General features: G+C 66.6%; 17 protein-coding genes and 1 riboswitch. Of the genes, 10 read left to right on the plus strand and 7 right to left on the minus strand.

Annotation, left to right across the window (positions count from 1 at the left end; genetic code table 11):
- The first annotated feature begins 224 nt into the window (after nt 1–224).
- Entirely contained in the window at nt 225–1,613 is a 1,389-nt protein-coding gene (locus tag SKC41_RS18460) for an NAD(P)/FAD-dependent oxidoreductase (RefSeq protein ID WP_330979141.1), read from the plus strand.
- An 11-nt stretch (nt 1,614–1,624) separates the two neighbouring features.
- Here the strand turns inward: SKC41_RS18460 and SKC41_RS18465 are convergent, their stop codons facing one another.
- Complete coding sequence (locus tag SKC41_RS18465) at nt 1,625–2,047, minus strand: PaaI family thioesterase (RefSeq protein ID WP_330979142.1); 423 nt, start codon at nt 2,045–2,047, stop codon at nt 1,625–1,627.
- A gap of 335 nt (nt 2,048–2,382) precedes the next feature.
- Here SKC41_RS18465 and SKC41_RS18470 point away from each other — a divergent pair, with 335 nt between their 5' ends.
- The 9 genes from SKC41_RS18470 to SKC41_RS18510 all read left to right on the plus strand — a co-directional run bounded on the left by SKC41_RS18470 (nt 2,383) and on the right by SKC41_RS18510 (nt 14,937).
- Entirely contained in the window at nt 2,383–2,775 is a 393-nt protein-coding gene (locus tag SKC41_RS18470) for a BlaI/MecI/CopY family transcriptional regulator (RefSeq protein ID WP_090602292.1), read from the plus strand.
- Nucleotides 2,776–2,813: 38 nt separating this feature from the next.
- Nucleotides 2,814–3,764, plus strand: coding sequence for a M56 family metallopeptidase (locus SKC41_RS18475; RefSeq protein ID WP_330979143.1), 951 nt, complete (start codon nt 2,814–2,816; stop codon nt 3,762–3,764).
- A 100-nt stretch (nt 3,765–3,864) separates the two neighbouring features.
- A complete protein-coding gene (gene gndA, locus SKC41_RS18480; protein ID WP_330979144.1) occupies nt 3,865–5,331 on the plus strand; it encodes an NADP-dependent phosphogluconate dehydrogenase in 1,467 nt (488 codons plus the stop codon).
- 27 nt (nt 5,332–5,358) lie between these two features.
- On the plus strand, nt 5,359–6,795 hold the full coding sequence (locus SKC41_RS18485; protein WP_330979145.1) for a GuaB1 family IMP dehydrogenase-related protein: 1,437 nt from the start codon (nt 5,359–5,361) through the stop codon (nt 6,793–6,795).
- A gap of 183 nt (nt 6,796–6,978) precedes the next feature.
- A complete protein-coding gene (locus SKC41_RS18490; RefSeq protein WP_330979146.1) occupies nt 6,979–8,349 on the plus strand; it encodes a hemolysin family protein in 1,371 nt (456 codons plus the stop codon).
- Complete coding sequence (locus SKC41_RS18495) at nt 8,346–9,386, plus strand: hemolysin family protein (protein WP_330979147.1); 1,041 nt, start codon at nt 8,346–8,348, stop codon at nt 9,384–9,386. Before SKC41_RS18490 ends, SKC41_RS18495 begins: the two co-directional genes overlap by 4 nt.
- Nucleotides 9,387–9,671: 285 nt before the next feature.
- Nucleotides 9,672–11,870: a malate synthase G gene (locus SKC41_RS18500; protein WP_330979148.1), complete on the plus strand. Its 2,199-nt coding sequence runs from the start codon at nt 9,672–9,674 to the stop codon at nt 11,868–11,870.
- Between the two features lie 68 nt (nt 11,871–11,938).
- Complete coding sequence (locus SKC41_RS18505) at nt 11,939–14,026, plus strand: substrate-binding domain-containing protein (RefSeq protein WP_442931705.1); 2,088 nt, start codon at nt 11,939–11,941, stop codon at nt 14,024–14,026.
- Between the two features lie 38 nt (nt 14,027–14,064).
- On the plus strand, nt 14,065–14,937 hold the full coding sequence (locus SKC41_RS18510) for a haloalkane dehalogenase (RefSeq protein ID WP_330979150.1): 873 nt from the start codon (nt 14,065–14,067) through the stop codon (nt 14,935–14,937).
- A 13-nt stretch (nt 14,938–14,950) separates the two neighbouring features.
- Here the strand turns inward: SKC41_RS18510 and SKC41_RS18515 are convergent, their stop codons facing one another.
- From SKC41_RS18515 to garA, 6 genes are all read right to left on the minus strand, one after another.
- A complete protein-coding gene (locus SKC41_RS18515) occupies nt 14,951–16,225 on the minus strand; it encodes an HNH endonuclease (protein ID WP_330979151.1) in 1,275 nt (424 codons plus the stop codon).
- Between the two features lie 86 nt (nt 16,226–16,311).
- Entirely contained in the window at nt 16,312–19,137 is a 2,826-nt protein-coding gene (gcvP, locus tag SKC41_RS18520) for an aminomethyl-transferring glycine dehydrogenase (protein WP_330979549.1), read from the minus strand.
- A gap of 156 nt (nt 19,138–19,293) precedes the next feature.
- Nucleotides 19,294–19,391, minus strand: a riboswitch (glycine riboswitch).
- A gap of 84 nt (nt 19,392–19,475) precedes the next feature.
- On the minus strand, nt 19,476–20,108 hold the full coding sequence (locus SKC41_RS18525; protein WP_330979152.1) for a MerR family transcriptional regulator: 633 nt from the start codon (nt 20,106–20,108) through the stop codon (nt 19,476–19,478).
- Nucleotides 20,109–20,357: 249 nt separating this feature from the next.
- Nucleotides 20,358–20,852, minus strand: coding sequence for a bifunctional nuclease family protein (locus SKC41_RS18530; RefSeq protein ID WP_036469133.1), 495 nt, complete (start codon nt 20,850–20,852; stop codon nt 20,358–20,360).
- A 117-nt stretch (nt 20,853–20,969) separates the two neighbouring features.
- Entirely contained in the window at nt 20,970–21,716 is a 747-nt protein-coding gene (gene ftsR, locus SKC41_RS18535) for a transcriptional regulator FtsR (RefSeq protein WP_330979153.1), read from the minus strand.
- Entirely contained in the window at nt 21,716–22,189 is a 474-nt protein-coding gene (gene garA / locus SKC41_RS18540; RefSeq protein ID WP_442931729.1) for a glycogen accumulation regulator GarA, read from the minus strand. The genes ftsR and garA overlap by 1 nt, the downstream gene beginning before the upstream one ends.
- Nucleotides 22,190–22,293: the final 104 nt, after the last annotated feature.

Raw genomic sequence — 22,293 nt, forward strand, 5'->3', positions numbered from 1 at the left:
GTTGCCGAACTGTTTAAGACCAAGGTGTGCGGCCGTTGTTCGGCATGTAACCGAGGTCGCATTCGGTGGCGGACATGACGCGAATCACGTTGGTGCGACCAGCGGCAACGGATCGGTGTGGTTGATTACACAGGCTTACTACCTGTTTCGGGCCGACGGGGTGACTAGCGTTATAGCTAACTGATACCGCGCGACACGAAGCCCCACCAGGAGCATCCAAAGCAATGAGCCCCCAGCAAGAAGGCACAGCTGATCCGAAACGACGCCATCAGGTCGTCATCATCGGATCGGGATTCGGTGGACTCAATGCGGCAAAGAAACTCAAGCACGCCGACGTCGACATCAAATTGATCGCCCGCACCACCCACCACCTGTTCCAGCCGTTGCTGTATCAGGTGGCGACCGGCATCGTGTCCGAAGGCGACATCGCCCCGCCCACCAGGGTCGTCCTGCGCAGGCAGCGCAATGTCCAGGTGCTGCTCGGGGACGTCACACACATCGATCTCGCCGGCAAGTTCGTCGTATCGGACTTGCTGGGTCACACCTACGAAACTCCTTATGACAGCCTGATCGTCGCCGCCGGCGCGGGACAGTCCTACTTCGGCAACGACCAGTTCGCGGAGTTCGCCCCGGGCATGAAGTCGATCGATGACGCACTTGAGGTGCGGGGGCGAATCCTGAGCGCTTTCGAGCAGGCCGAGCGGTCTCGCGATCCGGAACGACGGGCCAAGCTCTTGACGTTCACCGTCATCGGGGCCGGACCGACCGGCGTCGAAATGGCAGGGCAGATCGCGGAATTGGCGACCCACACCTTGAAGGGTTCGTTCCGGCACATCGACTCCACCCGGGCGCGGGTGATTCTGCTCGACGCCGCACCCGCGGTGCTGCCACCGTTCGGCGAGAAGCTGGGCACCCGGGCGCGCGCTCGACTGGAGAAGATGGGCGTCGAGATCCAGCTGGGCGCGATGGTCACCGACGTCGACCGCAACGGCATCACCGTGAAGGATTCCGACGGCACCATTCGACGCATCGAGTCCGCCTGCAAGGTCTGGTCCGCGGGTGTCCAGGCCAGCGGTCTGGGCGGTGACCTCGCAGACCAGTCGGCGGCCGAACTCGACCGTGCGGGGCGGGTCAAGGTGCTGCCCGACCTGTCCGTCCCCGGACATCCGAACGTCTTCGTCATCGGCGACATGGCCGCGGTCGAGGGCGTGCCGGGAGTCGCGCAGGGCGCGATCCAGGGTGCCAAGTACGTCGCCAGCACGATCAAAGCCGAACTCGCGGGCGCCAACCCGGCCGAGCGAGAGCCCTTCCAGTACTTCGACAAGGGTTCGATGGCCACGGTGTCGCGCTTTTCGGCGGTGGCCAAGGTCGGGCCGCTGGAATTCAGCGGTTTCATCGCCTGGCTGATGTGGCTGGTGCTGCACCTGGTTTACCTGGTCGGGTTCAAGACCAAGATCAGCACGTTGCTGTCCTGGACCGTGACCTTCCTCAGCACCCAGCGTGGGCAGCTGACCATCACCGAGCAGCAGGCGTTCGCGCGCACCCGCATCGAACAACTTGCGGTGCTGGCCGCGGAGGCGAAGCGACCCGCCGCCGCCAGACGGGCGAGTTAGCCGCCGCCTGATCAGCCTTGGCGCGGCTCGAGATTCTGCAGCCGCACCTGCCCGCGGGCGACGACTTTCTGGTTGTCGTCGGTGATGGTGACCAACCACAGCTGCTGGCGCCGGCCCCGGTGAATCGGTTCGGTGACGCCGTAGACGGTTCCCGATCCGATCGACCGCAGGAAGTCGGTGTTGTTGTTCACGCCCACCACCTCGCCGCCGCCCTGGGTGGCCAGCCACGCATAGGCCGACACGCTGGCCATGCTCTCCACCATCGAGCAGTAGACACCGCCGTGGACCAGGCCGGCCGGCTGCAGCAGTTTGGGCGTGACCTCGAGCTGGGCGCGGGCACCGTCCGGGCTGAGCTCGGTGAATCGCAGGCCAATCTCGGTATCGAATGGTGCGGTGAAACCGGGCGGGATCACCGCGTCTGGTGGCGTTGACACGCTCTGTTGTCTACACCATCGCCAAATCCGGTGATCACGGTCGGTCGCGAAGTGCCGGCAAAGAACAGGCGAGCCCCGTGCACTGAGGCACGGGGCTCGCCGATCGAGTAGACCGGGGGTCGCTGCAGCCCTCAGGACACTCCGGCGGTCTGTTGCGCTCGACCTCCGCAAGTATAGGCAAGGCTGCCCTAACTTTGCAAGAGGTAGGCTGTGAACTACGCCGACCGGGTACACGTGTACCGGTGGCTGGATGGACGAATAGCCCGGCTGTCTTTACGACCGCCGGTAGTAAGCCGGAGTACGCTTGTTCCAACGCTGATGGAGATGAACGAACTATGGCCAAGTTGACACGGCTGGGGGATCTGGAACGCGCGGTGATGGACCACCTGTGGTCCACGCCCGAACCGCAGACGGTCCGTCAGGTGCATGAAGCCCTGTCCGCGCGCCGCGACCTCGCCTACACCACGGTGATGACCGTCCTGCAGCGGCTGGCCAAGAAGAACCTGGTATCCCAGATCCGCGACGACCGGGCGCACCGCTACGCACCCGTGCACGGCCGCGACGAGCTGGTCGCCGGGCTGATGGTGGATGCGCTGTCACAGGCCGAGGACTCCGGCGGCAGGCAAGCCGCATTGGTGCATTTTGTCGAGCGCGTTGGCGCCGATGAGGCCGAAGCGCTGCGCCGGGCGCTCGCCGAACTGGAAGCAAATCAACGCAATACGCCATGAGCTGGCGCTAGACCGGCGGCCTGAGGGACACTGGTGGTGTGTCCGCGCTGGCCTTTACCTTCCTCGCGGTACTGCTGATTGGCCCAGCGCCAGCCCTTTTAGCGCGAGCGTCCTGGCCACTGCGTGCCCCGCGTGCGGCGATGGTGCTCTGGCAAGCCATCGCCGTGGCCGCCGTACTCTCCGCGTTTAGCGCCGGTATCGCGATTACCACCCGCATCCTCATGCCCGGTCCCGACGGCCGGCCCACCGCCAGCGTCGTCGGCGCCGCGGGGCGGCTCGGCTGGCCGCTGTGGACGGCCTACATCGCCGCCTTCGCGCTGACCGTGCTGGTCGGTGTGCGTCTGGTGGTTGCCGTCCTGCGAGTCGCCATCGCCAATCGCCGCCGGCGGGCTCACCACCGAATGCTGGTCGACCTTGTGGGGGTCGGGCACGACGCGGCCCTCGCCCAACCCTGTGCCCGCACCCGCGACCTGCGTGTGTTGGAGGTGGCCCAGCCCCTGGCCTACTGCTTGCCGGGCGTCCGCAGCCGGGTCGTGGTCAGCGAAGGAACACTGACCAAGCTCAACAACGACGAAGTCTCGGCCATCCTGACCCACGAGCGGGCGCATCTGCGTGCCCGGCACGACCTGGTTCTGGAGGCGTTCACCGCGGTGCATGCCGCGTTCCCGCGGCTGGTCCGCAGTTCCAATGCGCTGGGCGCGGTGCAGCTGCTGGTCGAGCTGCTCGCCGACGACGCCGCGGTGCGCGCGGCCGGGCGCACTCCCCTGGCCCGCGCACTGGTGGCCTGCGCAGCCGGGCGGGCACCGTCGGGTGCGCTGGCCGCGGGTGGTCCCAGCACCGTGGTGCGGGTGCGCCGGTTGTCCGGGCGGGGCAACAGCGTGCTGCTTTCGGCGGCCGCGTACTTGGCCGCGGCGGCCGTTCTGGTGGTGCCCACCATCGCACTCGCGGTGCCCTGGCTCACCGAACTCAAGCGACTGTTCAACCTCTAGCGCAGGCCACCGCGAATCCCTTTGGCGGACCGCAACTCCGCTGTGCCACAGTGTGACGGAAACCGTGTAGCAGAAGTTCTCCAACCTGAGAGGCGAAGACATGAGTGTCCCGGACTCCGAGGATTCGAAGACTGGTACCGCGCAGATCGGCGTCACCGGGCTCGCCGTCATGGGCTCGAATCTCGCCCGCAACTTCGCGCACCACGGCTACACCGTGGCGCTGCACAACCGGTCGATCGCCAAGACCGACGCACTGCTCGCCGAACACGGCGACGAGGGCAAGTTCGTGCGCTCGGAGACCATCGAAGAGTTCCTGGACGCGCTGGAGAAGCCGCGTCGGGTCATCATCATGGTCAAGGCCGGCGATCCCACCGACGCGGTGATCAACGAACTCGCGGACGCCATGGAAGAGGGCGACATCATCATCGACGGCGGCAACGCCCTCTACACCGACACCATCCGCCGGGAAAAGGCGATCCGGGAGCGTGGGCTGCACTTCGTCGGCGCCGGTATCTCCGGCGGCGAGGAGGGTGCGCTCAATGGTCCGTCGATCATGCCGGGCGGACCGGCCGAGTCCTACAAATCGCTGGGGCCGCTGCTCGAGGAGATCTCCGCGCACGTCGATGGCGTGCCGTGCTGCACCCACATCGGCCCCGATGGCGCCGGGCACTTCGTGAAGATGGTGCACAACGGCATCGAGTACTCCGACATGCAGCTGATCGGTGAGGCCTACCAACTGCTGCGCGACGGACTGGGCAAGTCCGCACCCGAGATCGCCGACGTCTTCGCCGAGTGGAACAAGGGCGACCTGGACAGCTACCTCATCGAGATCACCGCCGAGGTGCTCAAACAGATCGATGCCAAGACCGGCAAGCCGCTGGTGGACGTGATCCTGGACGAGGCCGAGCAGAAGGGCACCGGCCGCTGGACGGTGAAATCCGCGCTTGACCTCGGCGTGCCGGTCACCGGTATCGCCGAGGCCGTCTTCGCCCGGGCACTGTCGGGTTCGGTGGCTCAGCGCAAGGCCACCACGGGACTGGCCTCCGGTGATCTCGGCAAGACGCCGTCCGACGCACCACAGTTCACCGAGGATGTGCGCCGCGCGCTGTACGCGTCGAAGATCATCGCCTACGCCCAGGGCTTCAACCAGGTCCAGGCCGGCAGCATCGAGTACGACTGGAACATCACCCCCGGCGACATGGCCACCATCTGGCGCGGCGGCTGCATCATCCGGGCCAAATTTCTCAACCGCATCAAAGAGGCGTTCGACGAGAACGCCGACCTGCCGTCGCTGATCGTCGCGCCCTACTTCCGCGAAGCCATCGAGGCATCGATCGACAGCTGGCGCCGCGTCGTGGTGACGGCCACGCAGCTGGGCATTCCGATCCCCGGGTTCGCCTCGGCGCTGTCTTACTACGACGCCCTGCGCACCGAGCGGCTGCCGGCCGCGCTGACCCAGGGCCTGCGCGACTTCTTCGGCGCCCACACCTACGGGCGCATCGACGAAGACCCGGACAAGCGTTTCCACACGCTGTGGAGTGGCGATCGCAGCGAAGTACCGGCGTAGCGGGAGAAATACCAGGGGGCGAGTGCGATGCAGTTTCTGAACGGCGACCGGCCCGGCTACGACTTGACCTATAACGACGTGTTCATCGTGCCGAACCGGTCCGATATCGCGTCGCGGTTCGATGTCGACCTGTCCAGCAGCGACGGCTCCGGCACGACGATCCCGGTGGTGGTCGCCAACATGACGGCGGTGGCCGGGCGGCGGATGGCCGAGACGGTCGCGCGGCGCGGCGGCATCGTGATCCTGCCGCAGGATCTGCCGATCACGGCGGTCCAACGGACCGTGGAGTTCGTGAAGAGCCGGGACCTGGTGCTCGACACCCCGGTCGTGCTGTCCCCCGACGATTCGGTGTCCGACGCGCTCGCGCTGATTCACAAGCGGGCGCACGGCGCCGCGGTGGTGGTCTTCGAGGGCCGCCCCATCGGCTTGGTCACCGAGGCGGCCTGCTTCGGGGTGGATCGTTTCACCCGGGTGCGCGACGTGGCCGTGTCCGACTTCGTCAGCGCCCCGCTAGGCACCGAGCCGCGCAAGATTTTCGACCTGTTGGATCACGCGCCGATCGAGGTCGCCGTCATCACCACCGCGGACGGCAAGCTCGCCGGCGTCCTGACCCGAACCGGAGCGGTGCGTGCCGGTCTCTATATCCCCAATACCGACGCCGTGGACCGGTTGCGCGTCGGCGCGGCGGTCGGCATCAGCGGTGATGTGGGAGCCAAAGCCCGTTCGCTCGCCGAAGCCGGCGTCGACATGCTCGTCATCGATACCGCGCACGGGCATCAGCAACGAATGCTGGACGCGATCAAGACGGTGGCATCGCTGGAACTGGGTCTGCCGCTGGCGGCCGGCAATGTCGTGTCCGCGGAGGGCACCCGTGACCTGCTGAGCGCGGGGGCCGGCATCGTCAAGGTCGGCGTCGGGCCCGGCGCGATGTGCACCACCCGGATGATGACCGGTGTCGGGCGCCCGCAGTTCTCTGCTGTGCTCGAATGCGCTACTGCCGCAAGGGAACTCGGCGGGCATGTGTGGGCCGACGGCGGGGTGCGGCATCCGCGTGACGTCGCGCTGGCATTGGTCGCCGGGGCGTCGAACGTCATGATCGGGTCGTGGTTCGCCGGCACCTACGAGTCGCCCGGCGACCTGATGCGCGACCGCGACGACCAGCCGTACAAGGAGAGCTACGGGATGGCGTCCAAGCGGGCGGTGGTGGCGCGCACCGCCGCGGACAGCGCATTCGACCGTGCCCGCAAGGCGTTGTTCGAGGAGGGCATCTCGAGGTCGCGGATGGGGCTGGACCCCGACCGTGGCGGCGTCGAGGACCTGATCGACCACATCACCTCGGGCCTGCGCAGCACCTGCTCCTACGTCGGTGCCACGACCCTGGCGGAGCTGCACAAGCAAGCCGTCGTCGGCGTGCAGTCGGCCGCGGGCTTCGCCGAGGGCCACCCGCTGCCACTGGGCTGGTAATCGGGCCAGATGTCTTCGCTACCATGTGAATTTCTAGATCTGCACGCCCGCAGCTGCGCGCTGCGCGGCATCAACCGAAAGGGATGACGTGCCGCAGGCACCCGTCGAGCCCGTCGGCATCCGGGTAAAGCGGAAATCCGCTCGACTTTCGTCTCCTCGGCCACCGCGATAGCCGCGCCCGCCATGAACCTCACCGTCACCCTCGTCAGCGTGCTCGCCATCGCGCTGCTCATCTTCGGCAATGCGGTCTTCGTGGCGGCCGAATTCTCGCTGACCGCGCTGGACCGCTCCACCGTCGACGCCAACGCCCGCAAGGGCGGTCGGCGCGACCGCTACATTCAGCGCGCCCAGGATCGGCTGTCCTTCCAGCTCTCGGGCGCCCAGCTGGGCATCTCGATCACCACCCTGGTGACCGGTTATCTGACCGATCCGATAGTCGCCGACCTACCCCACCCCTGGCTGGACGCCCTTGGCATGTCGGATCAGCTGGCCGACGGGATCACCGCGTTCATGGTGATGGTGATCGTGACCTCGGTGTCGATGGTCTTCGGCGAGCTGGTCCCGAAGTATCTGGCCGTGTCGCGGCCGCTGTCGACCGGGCGTGCCGTCGCCGGTTTCCAGCTGACGTTCTCGTTGCTGTTCACGCCGGTGATCCGGCTGACCAACGGCGCGGCGAACTGGATCGTGCGCAAGATGGGTATCGAGCCGGCCGAGGAGTTGCGGTCGGCGCGCTCGCCGCAGGAGCTGCTCTCGCTGGTGCGCAGCTCGGCTCGCGCCGGAGCCCTGGATCCCGCCACCGCCGCGCTGGTCCGGCGGTCGCTGCAGTTCGGCTCCCGGACCGCCGAGGAGCTGATGACGCCGCGGTCGAAGATCGTGGCGCTGCAAACCGACGACACCGTTCGGGATCTGATCGCCACGGCGGCCGAATCCGGGTTCTCCCGCTTCCCCATCGTCGACGGTGATCTCGACGAAACCGTCGGCATCGTGCACGTCAAGCAGGTCTTCAATGTTCCGCGCGCCGAACGCGCGTCGACGCTGCTGACCACGCTCGTGCAGTCGGTGCCGGTGGTGCCGTCGACCCTGGACGGGGACGCGGTGATGGCCGAGATCCGGGCCAACCCATTGCAGACCGCGCTGGTCGTCGACGAATACGGCGGCACCGCGGGCATCGTGACGGTCGAGGACCTGATCGAAGAGATCGTCGGCGACGTGCGCGACGAGCACGACGACGCCACACCGGATGTCGTCGCGGCGGGCAACGGCTGGCAGGTTTCGGGACTGCTGCGCACCGACGAGGTGGCCGCCGCCACCGGCTACCGGGCTCCGGAAGGTCCGTACGAAACGATCGGCGGCCTGGTGCTGCGCGAACTCGGTCACATCCCGGTGGTCGGCGAAACCGTCGAGCTGACCGCGCTCGACGGAGACGGCTTGTTGGACAGCGAAATTCGCTGGCAGGCGACGGTGATCCGGATGGACGGCCGACGGATCGATCAGGTCGTGCTGACCGAACTGAGCAGCCACCGGGAAACACACGCCGAGCAGGGCCAGCGATGAACGACACGCTCGGAGTGCTGCTGGCGATCCTGCTGATCGCGACCAACGCCTTCTTCGTCGGCGCGGAGTTCTCGCTGATCTCCGCCCGGCGCGACCGGCTCGAAGCCCTGGCCGAACAGGGCAAGAAGCGAGCGGTCACCGTGATCCGCGCCGGTGAGCAATTGGCCTCGATGCTGGCCGGCTCGCAGCTGGGCGTCACGGTGGCCTCGTTGCTGCTCGGCCGCATCGGTGAGTCGGCGGTCGCCAACCTGTTGCATTCGGCTTTCGGGCTGACCGGGATTCCCCTGGCGTTACGACACACGTTGTCATTCGTGATCGCGCTGGGGCTGGTGGTGATACTGCACGTGCTGTTGGGCGAGATGGTGCCGAAGAACATCGCACTGGCCGGCCCCGAGCGCACCGCGATGCTGCTGGTGCCGCCCTACCTGGCGTACGTGCGCGTCGCCCGGCCGTTCATCGTCTTCTACAACAAATGCGCCAATGCGATCCTGCACCTGCTGCGCGTGGAACCCAAAGACGAGCTCGACATCACGGTCTCGCCCGACGAGCTGAGCGCGATGATCGCCGAATCGGTGTCCGAAGGCCTGCTGGACCCCGAGGAACACACCCGGCTGACCCGGGCGCTGCAGATCGGCAGTCGCGTGGTCGGCGACGTGGCCGTCCCCCTCGACGAAGTCCGCGCGGTGCCGGCGGCGGCCCCGGGGTCCGGGCCGACCATCGGCGACGTCGAAAGCGCCCTGACGCAGACCGGCTACTCCCGCTTCCCCGTCGCGGCCGCCGACGGCAGATTCATCGGGTACCTGCACATCAAGGACATGCTGCCGCTCGGCGACGATCCGCAGACTGTCATCGACCTCTCGCTGGTACGCCCGCTGCCGCGGGTGAGCATCACGTTGCCGCTGGCCGATGCCCTGTCGCGGATGCGTCGCACCAACAGTCATCTGGCACTGGTGACCGACGGCCGCGGGGTCGTAGCCATGGTGGCGATGGAGGACCTGATGGAGGATCTGGTCGGCAGCATGCGCGACGCGCATTGAAACCGCCGCCCGCCAAAGGGGCCCCGGCCAGCCCGTATGATTGAACGGCGCCAGTCCAAGAAGGGGCGAAGGGCAGGGTGCGGCGGCGGAACACGCGTTGCCAGAAGGCGCTCCCCAGGGCCCATCGGGAAGCCCGCGGCAAAGCCCGTCCACCGCACCGTGACCTGCGACTGCGGGTTGAACGCCGGGGATCGATCGGGCCGTCGGCCGGTAGGCTGACGGCGTAGCTAGTTGGGGCCAGTCGGGAGTCGAGTGGGACCAATGAGGCAACTATGGAGGAGAAAAATGACTGACCGCGTGTCGGCGGGGAATTTGCGCGTCGCCCGAGTGCTCTACGACTTCGTCAACAACGAGGCGCTGCCCGGCACCGGCATCGACCCCGACAGCTTCTGGGCCGGCGTCGACAAGGTGGTCACCGATCTCACCCCGCAGAACCAGAGTTTGCTCAACACCCGCGATGAGTTGCAGGCCCAGATCGACAAGTGGCACCGGCAGCGCGTCATCGAACCGCTCGACGCCGAGGCCTACCGCCAATTCCTCACCGACATCGGGTACCTACAGCCCGAACCGGACGACTTCACGATCACCACGTCCGGGGTGGACGACGAGATCACCACGACCGCCGGCCCGCAGCTGGTGGTGCCGGTCCTCAACGCGCGCTTCGCGCTGAACGCGGCCAACGCCCGCTGGGGTTCCCTGTATGACGCCCTGTACGGCACCGACGTCATCCCGGAGAGCGACGGCGCCGAAAAAGGCAGTAGCTACAACAGGATTCGCGGCGACAAAGTAATCGCCTACGCCCGCAACTTCCTCGACCAGGCGGCGCCGCTGGCGTCGGGCTCGTGGGTGGACGCCACGGGTTTGAGTATCGACGACGGCCAGCTGAAGGTCGCCCTCGGGGCGGAGTCCACGGAGCTGGCCAGCCCGGAGAAATTCGTCGGGTACAGCGGCGAGCTCGGCTCGCCCAATTGGTCGGTGTTGCTGGTCAACCACGGGCTGCACATCGAGATCCTGATCGACCCCGAGTCGCCGATCGGCAAGACCGACGCCGCGGGCATCAAGGACGTCGTCTTGGAATCCGCCATCACCACGATCATGGACTTCGAGGACTCGGTGGCCGCCGTCGACGCTGACGACAAGGTGCTGGGTTACCGCAACTGGCTGGGCCTGAACAAAGGCGACCTGTCCGAAGAGGTCAGCAAGGACGGCAAGAGCTTCACCCGCGTGCTCAACGCCGACCGCAGCTACGCCACCCCGGACGGCGGCGAGCTGACCCTGCCCGGGCGCAGCCTGCTGTTCGTCCGCAACGTCGGGCACCTGATGACCAACGACGCGATCGTCAGAACCGAGGCCGACGGCGAAGAAGTCGCGGTGTTCGAGGGCGTCATGGATGCGCTGTTCACCGGTCTGACCGCGATCCACGGACTCAAGACCGGCGACGCCAACGGACCGCTGGCCAACAGCCGTACCGGTTCGATCTACATCGTCAAGCCGAAGATGCACGGACCCGCCGAGGTGGCGTTCACCTGCGAGCTGTTCAGCCGCGTCGAGGACGTGCTGGGCCTGCCGCAGGGCACGATGAAGGTCGGCATCATGGACGAGGAACGCCGCACCACCCTGAACCTCAAGGCCTGCATCAAAGCGGCCGCCGACCGGGTGGTGTTCATCAACACCGGCTTCCTGGACCGCACCGGCGACGAGATTCACACCTCGATGGAGGCCGGTCCGATGATCCGCAAGGGTGCGATGAAGAACACCACCTGGATCAAGGCCTACGAAGACGCCAACGTCGACATCGGGCTGGCGGCCGGATTCTCCGGCAAGGCCCAGATCGGCAAGGGCATGTGGGCGATGACCGAGCTGATGGCCGACATGGTCGAGCAGAAGATCGCCCAGCCGAAGGCCGGCGCCACCACCGCGTGGGTGCCGTCGCCGACGGCTGCCACCTTGCACGCGATGCACTACCACCAGGTGGATGTGTTCGCCGTGCAAAAGGAGCTCGAGGGCAAGAAGCGCACGACGATCGATGAGTTGCTGACCATTCCGCTGGCCAAGGAACTGGCTTGGGCACCCGAGGAGATCCGCGAGGAAGTCGACAACAACTGCCAGTCCATCCTGGGCTATGTGGTGCGCTGGATCGACGAGGGCGTCGGCTGCTCGAAGGTGCCCGACATCCACAACGTGGCCCTGATGGAGGACCGCGCCACGTTGCGGATCTCCAGCCAGCTGCTGGCGAACTGGCTGCGCCACGGCATCATCACCAGCGAAGACGTCCGCGCCAGCCTGGAGCGGATGGCCCCGCTGGTCGATCAGCAGAACGCCGGCGACGCGGCGTACCACGCGATGGCGCCCAACTTCGACGACAGTATCGCGTTCCTGGCCGCCCAAGAACTGATCCTGTCCGGCGCGCAGCAGCCCAGCGGCTACACCGAGCCGATCCTGCATCGGCGACGGCGTGAGCTCAAAGCCCGCGCCGGTGCCTGATTCGGGCTCACCGGGACAGATGACGATTCGACGGAAAGGCAGCGGGCGCCGCAATGGGTAGGCACAGCATGCCCGGGAAATCGGCCGACGAGCCTTCCGACGAGTCCACGACCAAGTTCACCGCCCGTGACCTGGTGTCTCGCTACCAAGAAGAACGGGACAGGCCGGACCCACGGGACCTCGACGACGACGACTACGACTACTCCGACGACGACGGGGATGAGCAGGACGTCGACGCGCACTTCGCGGACGACGAGAAATACGAAGACGACGACTATGCCGACGAGGATTTCCCCGCCGCCGCCGCCGACGACGACGATGACCGCTATGGCGCCGACCGCGTCGACGACGAATACCCCGAATTCCCTTCTCGGCCAGCCAGTTCGGAGCCGGAGGAACCGAAGCAGGGCCGCGTCCTCGGCGATTGGCGCGGCGGGCACCGCAGCGCCGGCGGGCGACGTGGAGTCAGCATCGGCGTGATCGTGGCCCTGGTCGCGGTGATCGTGGTGGTCGGCACCGTCATTCTGTGGAGTTTCTTCGGCGACGCGTTGTCGCATCGCTCGCACAATGCCGCCGCACGCTGCGTGGGAGGCAAGGAAACCGTTGCCGTCGTTGTCGATCCGTCGATCGTCGACCAGGTGCGGCCGTTCGCGGAAAGTTACAACTCCTCGGCCGGCCCGGTCGGTGACCACTGCATGGTGGTGGACGTCAAACCGGCCGGCTCGGACGCCGTCATCGCCGGCTTCATCGGCAAGTGGCCGGCGGATTTGGGTTCCCAACCGGCGCTGTGGATCCCGGGCAGCTCGGTGTCGGCCGCCCGACTGGCCGCTGCCGCCGGCCAGAAGACGATCAGCGACAGCCGTTCGCTGGTGACGTCGCCGGTGTTGCTCGCCGTTCGGCCCGAACTGCAGCAGGCGCTCTCCAACCAAAACTGGGGTGCCCTGCCCGGCCTGCAGACCAATCCAACCGCGTTGGCGGGCTTGAAGTTACCGGCGTGGGGATCGCTGCGACTGGCGTTGCCGACGAGCGGCAACAGCGACGCGTCCTATTTGGCGGGTGAAGCGGTGGCGGCCGCGTCGGCACCTTCCGGCGCACCGCCCACCCAGGGCATCGCCGCCCTGCGCGCGCTGACGAGCGCCCAACCCAAACTGGCCGACAACACGCTCACCGAGGCAATGAACGCACTGCTGAAGCAGGGTGACCCCGCTACCGCCCCGGTGCATGCCGTGATCACCACCGAGCAACAGCTGTTCCAGCGCGGCGAATCGCTGTCGGACGCCAAGAACACGTTGGCTTCCTGGCTGCCGCAGGGGCCGGCGCCGGTCGCCGACTACCCCACGGTGCTGCTCAGCGGTTCATGGCTATCGAAGGAACAGACCTCGGCGGCCAGCGAGTTCGCCCACTTCATGCGCAAGCCCGATCAACTCGCGAAGCTGGCTAAGGCCGGCTTCCGCGTCAACGGCGTGAAATCGCCGAGCAGTTCGGTGACGAGTTTCGCCGCACTGCCTGCCACGCTGTCGGTGGGCGACGACGCCATGCGCGCCACGCTGGCCGATGCGATGGCCGCGCCGTCGAGCGGGCTGGCCGCGACGATCATGCTGGACCAGTCCATGCCCGGCGATGAAGGCGGAAAAACCCGGCTGGCCAACGTGATCGCGGCGCTGCAGGACCGGATCAAAGCGCTACCGCCGACCACGATATTGGGATTGTGGACGTTCGACGGCCACGAGGGCCGCTCGGATGTGGCGACCGGCCCGCTGTCCGACCCGGTCAACGGCCAGCCCCGCACGGCGGCCCTGGCGGCCGCGCTGGACAAGCAGTATTCCTCGGCCGGCGGGGCGGTCTCGTTCACCACGCTGCGCATGCTCTACCAGGACATGCAGACCAATTACCGTGCTGGACAATCGAATTCGATTCTGCTGATCACGGCTGGGCCGCATACCGACCAATCCCTCGACGGGCCCGGACTGCAGAATTTCATCCGCACCAGCACCGACCCGGCCAAGCCGATCGCCGTCAACGTCATCGACTTCGGCGCGGACCCGGACCGCCCCACCTGGGAAGCGGTCGCCCAGCTCAGCGGTGGCAGCTATCAGAACATGGTGACCTCGGCCTCCCCCGACCTGGCCAACGCGCTCAGCACATTCTTGAGCTGACGCACAGCGGTGGACGGCCTCGATGAAGAAGGTGGGTCATGGATCAGGAATTCAAACCGGATTTCACTCCGGATCCACGGCTGTATCCGTTCGAGTCGCGCTGGTTCGACAGCTCGCGGGGCCGCGTCCACTACGTCGACGAAGGAACCGGCCCGCCGCTGCTGCTGTGCCACGGTAACCCGACGTGGAGCTTCCTGTACCGTGACATCATCACGGCCCTTCGTGGCCGATTTCGTTGCATCGCACCGGATTATCTGGGGTTCGGGCTGTCGGATCGCCCGGCCGGATTCGGGTACAAGGTCGACCAGCATGCCCAGGTGATCGGCGAGTTCGTGGATCACCTGGACCTGGACGGCTATCTGACGATGGGTCAGGACTGGGGCGGACCGATCAGCATGGCGGTCGCGGTCCAACGTGCCGAGCGGGTGCGCGGTGTCGTGTTGGGCAACACCTGGTTCTGGCCGATCGACGTGCTGACGACCAAGATCTTCTCGCGTGTGATGTCCAGTCCCCCAATGCAAAGAGCGATCCTGCAGCGCAACTTCTTCGTGGAGCGATTGATTCCCGCGGGCACCGCGCAACGGCCGGGAACCGCGGTGATGGACCACTACCGCGGCGTGCAGCCCAGCCCGGCCGCACGCTTGGGGGTGGCCGAGATGCCCAAGGAGCTGTTGGCCGCCCGCCCGCTGCTGAAACGGCTGAGCCGCGAGGTGCCGGCCAAGCTCGGCGCCAAGCCGACCCTGCTGGTGTGGGGCATGAAAGACTTCGCGTTCCGGCCCGGTCCGAGCATCCCGCGGATGCGGGCGACTTTCCCCGATCACATGCTGGTCGAGCTGCCCACGGCCAAGCACTTCATCCAGGAGGATGCGCCCGACGAGATCGCCTCGGCGATCATCAAACGCTACGGCTGAACTGCCTCGAAACCTAGGCGGCATGCTTAGCCAGTGCGATGCCGACTCGTACTTCGATGTCGCTGAACGTGATCGTGGGTGCCCGCGGTGGGGCCGCTGACCGGTAGGTCTGTCCCGTTGGTGTGGTGAATTCGGCTGTGTGGGTATGGGTTTCGTCGATACTAGTGGTGACCCGCCAGCCGTCGGCCTCCTTGGCGTAGTTGCACCGCTCGCACGAGCCGAGACCGTTGGCTGCGGAGGTCGCTCCGCCAGCCGCCCACGGTTGCGCATGGTCACGATGCCGGATCGGCGCATCGCAGTAGGGCGTGCGACAACGCTGATCGCGCAACTCGATGAAGCCGGCCAGTCCGCGCGGGAAGAGCCGCGCCCTCGACTCCATCGCCACCAGCGCGCCGGAGCGAGGATGCGCATAGAGCCTCCGCAGCGTCGCTCGGGACCGCCGGTCGGTCACGGCGTTAGCGACCATTGCGCGGGCGACCGCGGCCGGAATGGGACCGTAGCCGCAAATGTCGGCCGGTGTGGTGCCGTCGCCCAGCAGCGTTTCGTCGGAGAGGACGAGGTTGACCGCTATCGGCATGGGGACCGCAGCGTCACGCCCGGTGACCCGTTCGACGAGGGTGTCCGCCATCGCTTGTCCACGCGAGCGTCCGTCGCCGCGCGTGTCGGCTTCGCGGCGCAGTGCCGCGTACACCGAAACCCCTTGGGCTACTGGCAATAACGCGGTCAGATAGGTCATCGTGTCGGGGGCCGGCCGGATGGTGACGGTGCGTTCGCTCTCGGCCCTGGCGGCTCGTTCCACGACGGCATGTGGGTCCAGCCGATAGGCGATCGCCTTGGCGGCTGCGGCCACTCGCGCATCGCCGATTCCGTCCAGGCTGGCCGGGTCGGCGCACATTTCGGCGTCCAAAGTGCGACGGTTGTCGACGTCCAGGCACGCGCTCTCGCGCACGATCAGGGTGGCCCGCCACTCCGAGAGTGAGCCGCCTTCGAGTGCCGCCAGCGTATGAGGCATCTCGTGCACGAGCGCTTTAGCGAGGCCGAGATGTCGGCTGCCCCGGGCCGGCGAGTCCCGCCGCGCGAGTGCGATCTCGCTGGCCACCCCGCGCCCACGCTGCGCCGCGGGCATTCCGAGGGCCGCTTCGGCTGCCCGGCGCGCCGCGTCCAGGGCGGCCGCCGCCCGCGCCTGGCCCGCCGCGGCCGCGGATTTGATTCTTTCCAGCTCCGCGATGCGCTCGATCAACGCCGATTGGTCGGCCAGCGGATCGACCATCGCAAGTGAATCGAACATGTGTTCGAGTATAGCGCGGCCCACTGACAACTAGAACTATGCGCTCCGCTGCTGCCAAGGCCGGCCGAACGGGCTGGACACTCAGCTCAGGAGTACGACTCGATCGGCGGGCACGAGCAGACCAGATTGCGGTCCCCGTAGGCGCCGTCGATGCGGCGCACCGGTGGCCACACCTTGGGCCGGAAGCCCTTGCCCAGCGGGTAGGCGGCCTCCTCGCGCGTGTACGGGTGATCCCAGTCGGAGACCACCAGGCACTCGGCGGTGTGTGGCGCACCCCGCAGCGGATTGTCGTCGGCGGGCCACTCCCCCGAACCGACGCGATCGATCTCACCGCGGATGGCGATCATGGCGTCGCAGAACGCGTCGACCTCGTTGAGGTCCTCGCTCTCGGTGGGCTCCACCATCAGTGTGCCGGCCACCGGGAAGCTCATGGTGGGCGCGTGGAAACCGTAGTCCGCCAACCGCTTTGCCACGTCATCGACGGTCACGCCGGTGGCTTTGGTGATACCGCGCAGATCCAGGATGCATTCGTGGGCGACCATGCCGTTCTCGCCGGTGTAGAGCACCGGGAAGTACTCGTCGAGCCGGCGGGCGATGTAGTTGGCCGAGGCAATCGCGGTCAGCGATGCCGCCCGCAGTCCGTCGGCGCCCATCATCCGGATGTAGGCCCAGCTGATCGGCAGGATCGACGCCGATCCGTACGGCGCCGACGACACCGGGTGCCCCTCGGGCAGTTCGGGCGCGTGCGGGTGACCCGGCAGGAACGGCGCCAGATGCGAACGCGCGGCGACCGGACCCACACCCGGGCCACCGCCACCGTGCGGGATGCAGAACGTCTTGTGCAGGTTCAGGTGGCTCACGTCGCCGCCGAACTTGCCCGGCCGGGCCAGGCCGACCAACGCGTTCAGGTTGGCGCCGTCGACGTACACCTGGCCGCCGGCGTCGTGCACGGCCGCGCAGATCTCGGTGATGTCGTGTTCGAACACCCCGTGGGTGGACGGATAGGTGATCATCAAGGCGGACAGCCGATCGGCATGTTCGCCGATTTTGGCACGCAGATCGTCGAGGTTGACATCGCCGTTGTCGTGGCAGCCCACCACGACCACCCGCATGCCGGCCAGGGCCGCGGACGCCGCGTTGGTGCCGTGCGCGCTGGACGGAATCAGGCACACGTCGCGCTGCGGTTCGCCGCGGCTGGCGTGATATTCGTGGATCGCCAACAGGCCGGCGTATTCGCCTTGCGACCCGGCGTTGGGTTGCAGAGACACCGCGTCATAGCCGGTGATGTGCACCAGCCAGGTCTCCAGGTCGCTGATCAGGCGCCGCATTCCCGGGGTGTCGGCCGCCGGAGCGAACGGGTGCAGCCGGGAGAACTCCGGCCAGGTGATCGACTCCATTTCGGCGGCGGCATTGAGCTTCATCGTGCACGAGCCGAGCGGAATCATGCTGCGGTCCAAGGCGATGTCCTTGTCCGCCAGGGTGCGCAGGTAGCGCATCATCGCCGTCTCGGTGTGGTACTGCGTGAAGGCGGGATGGGTGAGGAATTCCGATGTGCGCGTGGCGATATCGGTGCCCGAAGGATCGGCGGGCGACACCCCGAACGCGTCCAGGACCATCGCCACGTGGGCGTCTGTGGTGGCCTCGTCGCAGGCCACCGACACATGATCGGCGTCGACGCGCCACAGGTTGATCCCCCTGGCCTTGGCCTTGGCCAACACTTCGTCCGCGCGTCCTGGCACTCGGGCCAGCACCGTGTCGAAGTACGTCTCGTGCACCAGCGCCTCACCCAGCGCGGCGGCGATGGATCGGGCACAGCCGTGGACCCGGCGGGCGATCGAGGTCAGGCCGTCGGCGCCGTGGTAGCTGGCGTACATCGCGGCCATCACGGCCAGCAGTACCTGCGCGGTACAGATGTTGCTGGTCGCCTTGTCGCGCCGGATGTGCTGTTCGCGGGTCTGCAAGGCCAGGCGGTAGGCCAGTGAGCCGTCGCTGTCGACCGAGACGCCGACCAGTCGGCCCGGCAGCTGACGCGCGTGCGCGGTGTGCACCGCCAGATATCCGGCGTGCGGGCCGCCGAATCCCATTGGCACACCGAATCTTTGGGTGCTACCGAACGCGACATCGGCACCGATCTCGCCCGGCGGGGTGATCAACGTACACGCCAGCAGGTCGGCGCCGATCGCGACCAGCGCGCCCCGCTCGTGAGCCTCGGCGACCAGTGCGGACCAATCGGTGATCCGGCCGCTGGCGCCGGGCAGTTGGGTGATGACACCGAAGAAGTCGCCGTCCGGCAGGCCGTCACGCAGATCAGCGGTGACGATCTCGATCCCCAACGGCTGAGCGCGAGTGGCCAGCACGGCAGCGGTCTGCGCGAAGACGTCGGCGTCGACGGCCAGCCGGTTGGTCTTGGCGCGCGACGCCCGGTGCATCAGGGTCATGGCCTCGGCGGCCGCGGTGCCTTCGTCGAGCATCGAGGCGTTGGCGATCTCGAGCCCGGTCAGATCGGTGACCATGGTCTGGAAGTTCAGCAGCGCTTCCAGCCGGCCCTGGCTGATTTCCGGTTGGTACGGCGTGTAGGCCGTGTACCAGGCGGGGTTCTCCATGATGTTGCGCAGCAACACCGGCGGGGTGAGCGTGTCGTAATAGCCCTGCCCGATCATCGACACCGCGACCGTATTGGTGTCGGCCAGCGCCCGTAATTCGGCTAGCGCCTCGGCCTCGCTGGAGGCAGGCGGCAGCGCGCTCAGACCCGGTGCGAGACCGCTGTCGGAAAGTCTGTCGAGAATACCGGCCGGTACTGCCTTGGAGGCCAGCTCGTCGAGCGAGCCAATCCCGATCACGTCGAGCATGGCCTCGATGGCCTGGCTATCCGGCCCGATATGACGGGCGGCGAAACTGGACTTGTCGACCACGGGTACTCCTGACATCGGCAGAGGGACTATCGGCCCTCTCCCTCTGTCCTTACCCAGTCACGGGCGCCTGAGAGATTCGGCGCGTAGTCCCCCCAAGCGCCTTTCCCCATCGGCGGGTGGTCCGCTCGAGGCGGCACCGCTTTCCAGAGGCATCTTCACCTTGACGCGGTCCGGGTGCCTGAGAGGTTGACGGAGAGGTGTTGCTCCTTCGGCGTCCATGGCTGGCTGCCACAGAACTCTCCCGCGCGGGCGTGATGCGACGCCCAGTTTACCCGTCAGTGAAGCCCGGTACACGAAATCGCCCAACAATGCGTGTCGGGATAACCAACAGTGGGTTGCTAGCCGATTTTGCGGTCGCGATGCTTGCGCCGCGAGGCCAGCTCGTCCTCGGGCGCCGCAATCGACTCGCCGCCGTCGGCGCGCTCACCTGGGAAGTCGGCGATGACGCCGGTCAGCTCCCGCATGGCGCCCGAGACGGCGATGCCGAATACGCCCTGGCCGCCCTGCAGCAGGTCGACGACCTCTTCGGCCGATGTGCACTCGTAGACGGTGGTGCCGTCCGAGAACAGGGTGATGTTGGCGAGATCCTCGACGCCACGCTGACGCAGATGGTCGACGGCGACGCGGATGTTGTGCAGCGAAATACCGGTGTCCAGCAGCCGCTTGACGATCTTGAGAACCAGGATGTCCTTGAAGGAGTACAGCCGCTGGCTGCCGGAACCGGCCGCACTGCGAATCGACGGCACCACCAACGACGTGCGTGCCCAGTAGTCCAGCTGCCGGTAGGTGATTCCGGCGATCTGGCAGGCGCTTGGCCCGCGGTAGCCGACGAGCTCATCGGGTACCGAATCGTCAGGAAACAGGCCGGGCTGTACGGGGCCGGGGGCCACGGTGACGCTCGGTTCACCATTGCTTGCGGCATCCGCTTGGTCAGCAAGGTCCAGCTGTTCTTGACGTGGCTGGTCGCTCACAGTGAATCCTCTCGCCGATCGCGCTCTAGTCACTAGCTGCGTCCACTGGCTGCCTATTACAGCCGCGTTAGCCAAGGCCCGAGTGTTAGAGAGCTTACGCTGTCCTATCGCTGCCGCGCCTTAACTTGTCCTCAAAGTATGGGGGCCGTAACGGCAAGGGGCGTGCTATCCGTCAGGCGTGTCGACATCACAGTGTCAGATGAGACGGATCCGTGATGTCGGTATCCACCTTAATGCGGGATTTCCGGCCTAGGTGGCCTTGAAATCGTCGGGTGACACGCTGTCGAGAAATTCCTTGAATTTCTCCACCTCGTCTTCGCGAACAGCGGTGTTGGATTCCTCGTCACTCTCGTCCGGGATCAGCAGGCCGGCCTGGGCGAGAACGGCCTCCTCGACGTAGATCGGGACACCGACGCGAAGCGCTATCGCCACCGAATCCGACGGGCGCGCCGACACGGTGATATTGCGGTCGAAGACGAGGTCGGCGTAGAAAGTGCCTTCCTGCAGATCGACAATCCGGACCTCTTTGAGTGAATGCCCAAGTGCGGCAATGAGATCGCGAATCAGGTCATGCGTGAGCGGGCGGGGCGGCTCGACGCCTTGTTGTTCGAGCGCGATGGCGGCGGCTTCGGACTGCCCGATCCAAATCGGCAGGTAGCGGTCTCCGTTGGCCTCGCGCAGCAGCAGCACCGGCTGGTTCTGCGGCTGCTCGACGCGAATGCCGACAACACGAACTTCACCCATTTGTGTCTGCCCTCCGCACATGCCGCCGTGTCCGACTTTCACTCGGCGCGACGACCCGGTGGGGCACCATTCCTCTCCGTGTCGTCGGACGCCAAGCTGTTGAGGGAAGTCTAGTCCTCAGCGTCGCAGAACGTCGCGAACGGCGGACTTGATCAGCGACGTGTGCAAAGTAATTGCGAGCGCGGCAACCTCGCGCGCCAGATCGTCGGCGCGATCGCGGGCGCCGGCCTTGTCGGCCTTGATGAGCGGCCCCGCGATTTGGGCGATCAGATCGGACTGCCGGTCGGCCGCCGAGCGGAACGCACGCAGATGCCGTGGCTCGACGCCGTAGTCGGACAGCGCCCGTGCGCACTGCAAGATCACGACGGTGTGCTCGTCGAAGAGTCCACCCGGGCCGGTGGTGATGACCCCCGCTTTGAGTAGGGCGGTCAGCAGGTCTTCGTCCACGCCCGCGCGTTCGAGGAGGTTTTCTCGACTCAACCGGACGCGGGTGGGTGCCACCGCGGCCGCGTCCGATCCGGTGTCGGGGTCGCCATCGCCGTCGCTCACCGAAACCAATCGTGGTACGCCATAAGGCGATCCGAACGGCGGCAGCTCGCCGTCGGGCTGGGCATCGAGCTGGGCCCGGATCACCTTCAGCGGCAGGTAATGGTCGCGCTGTGCGGTGAGAATGAAGCGCAGTCGCGCACAGTCGTAAGCGGTGAATCTGCGGTATCCCGACGCGGCGCGTTGCGGCGTCACCAGTCCTTCAGCTTCCAAAAACCGAATCTTGGAAATTGTGACATCGGGGAAATCCGGCCTCAACAGGTCCAAGACCGCCCCAATCGACATCCCGGCGAGAGCCGAGCTATCGGGTGCGCTCACTAGCCTCCGGATCCTCCGTCGTCGTCACCTTTGGGTCCCGTCAGGAACACCAGCCGGAACTTGCCGATCTGTACTTCGTCACCGTTCGCCAACACTGCCGAGTCCACCGGCTCGCGATTGACGTACGTGCCGTTGAGGCTACCCACATCGACCACGTGGAATTCGTTGTTTTCCAACCTGAATTCGGCGTGGCGGCGACTCACCGTCACGTCGTCGAGGAATATGTCGCTGTCGGGGTGTCGACCGGCCGAGGTGATGGCCTGGTCGAGCAGGAAGCGCGATCCGGCGTTGGGCCCCCGCTTGACGACCAGCAACGCCGAGCCCGCCGGAAGTCCTTCGACCCCGGAGACCGTGCTCTCGGAACCCGAATGGGCGGGCGCGTCCAGTTCGTTCAGGAAGTCGGCGCGGAATACCGAAGTTGTCTCCACGGTGACTTCGTCAGAAGTCTGGTCTTGCGAACTTCCTGAGTCCATATCCGTCACGCGCTGCTCCTCACTGGCCGCTGTGGCGTTGTCTGACCGGGCCGTTCGGCCGGCTTCCCGCTAGGTTGGTGAACCCTGTATTGCCGATTACTTGC

It is taken from the genome of Mycobacterium sp. 050128, from assembly GCF_036409155.1.
Taxonomy (GTDB): Bacteria; Actinomycetota; Actinomycetes; order Mycobacteriales; family Mycobacteriaceae; genus Mycobacterium.

Bases quoted from the DNA above. Each gene is read 5' to 3' on its own strand.
- SKC41_RS18460 (WP_330979141.1), top strand. From the start codon at position 225: ATGAGCCCCCAGCAAGAAGGCACAGCTGATCCGAAACGACGCCATCAG.
- SKC41_RS18470 (WP_090602292.1), top strand. From the start codon at position 2,383: ATGGCCAAGTTGACACGGCTGGGGGATCTGGAACGCGCGGTGATGGAC.
- gndA (WP_330979144.1), top strand. From the start codon at position 3,865: ATGAGTGTCCCGGACTCCGAGGATTCGAAGACTGGTACCGCGCAGATC.
- SKC41_RS18485 (WP_330979145.1), top strand. From the start codon at position 5,359: ATGCAGTTTCTGAACGGCGACCGGCCCGGCTACGACTTGACCTATAAC.
- SKC41_RS18490 (WP_330979146.1), top strand. From the start codon at position 6,979: ATGAACCTCACCGTCACCCTCGTCAGCGTGCTCGCCATCGCGCTGCTC.
- SKC41_RS18495 (WP_330979147.1), top strand. From the start codon at position 8,346: ATGAACGACACGCTCGGAGTGCTGCTGGCGATCCTGCTGATCGCGACC.
- SKC41_RS18500 (WP_330979148.1), top strand. From the start codon at position 9,672: ATGACTGACCGCGTGTCGGCGGGGAATTTGCGCGTCGCCCGAGTGCTC.
- SKC41_RS18505 (WP_442931705.1), top strand. From the start codon at position 11,939: ATGCCCGGGAAATCGGCCGACGAGCCTTCCGACGAGTCCACGACCAAG.
- SKC41_RS18510 (WP_330979150.1), top strand. From the start codon at position 14,065: ATGGATCAGGAATTCAAACCGGATTTCACTCCGGATCCACGGCTGTAT.
- SKC41_RS18515 (WP_330979151.1), bottom strand. From the start codon at position 16,225: ATGTTCGATTCACTTGCGATGGTCGATCCGCTGGCCGACCAATCGGCG.
- SKC41_RS18530 (WP_036469133.1), bottom strand. From the start codon at position 20,852: ATGGGTGAAGTTCGTGTTGTCGGCATTCGCGTCGAGCAGCCGCAGAAC.
- garA (WP_442931729.1), bottom strand. From the start codon at position 22,189: ATGGACTCAGGAAGTTCGCAAGACCAGACTTCTGACGAAGTCACCGTG.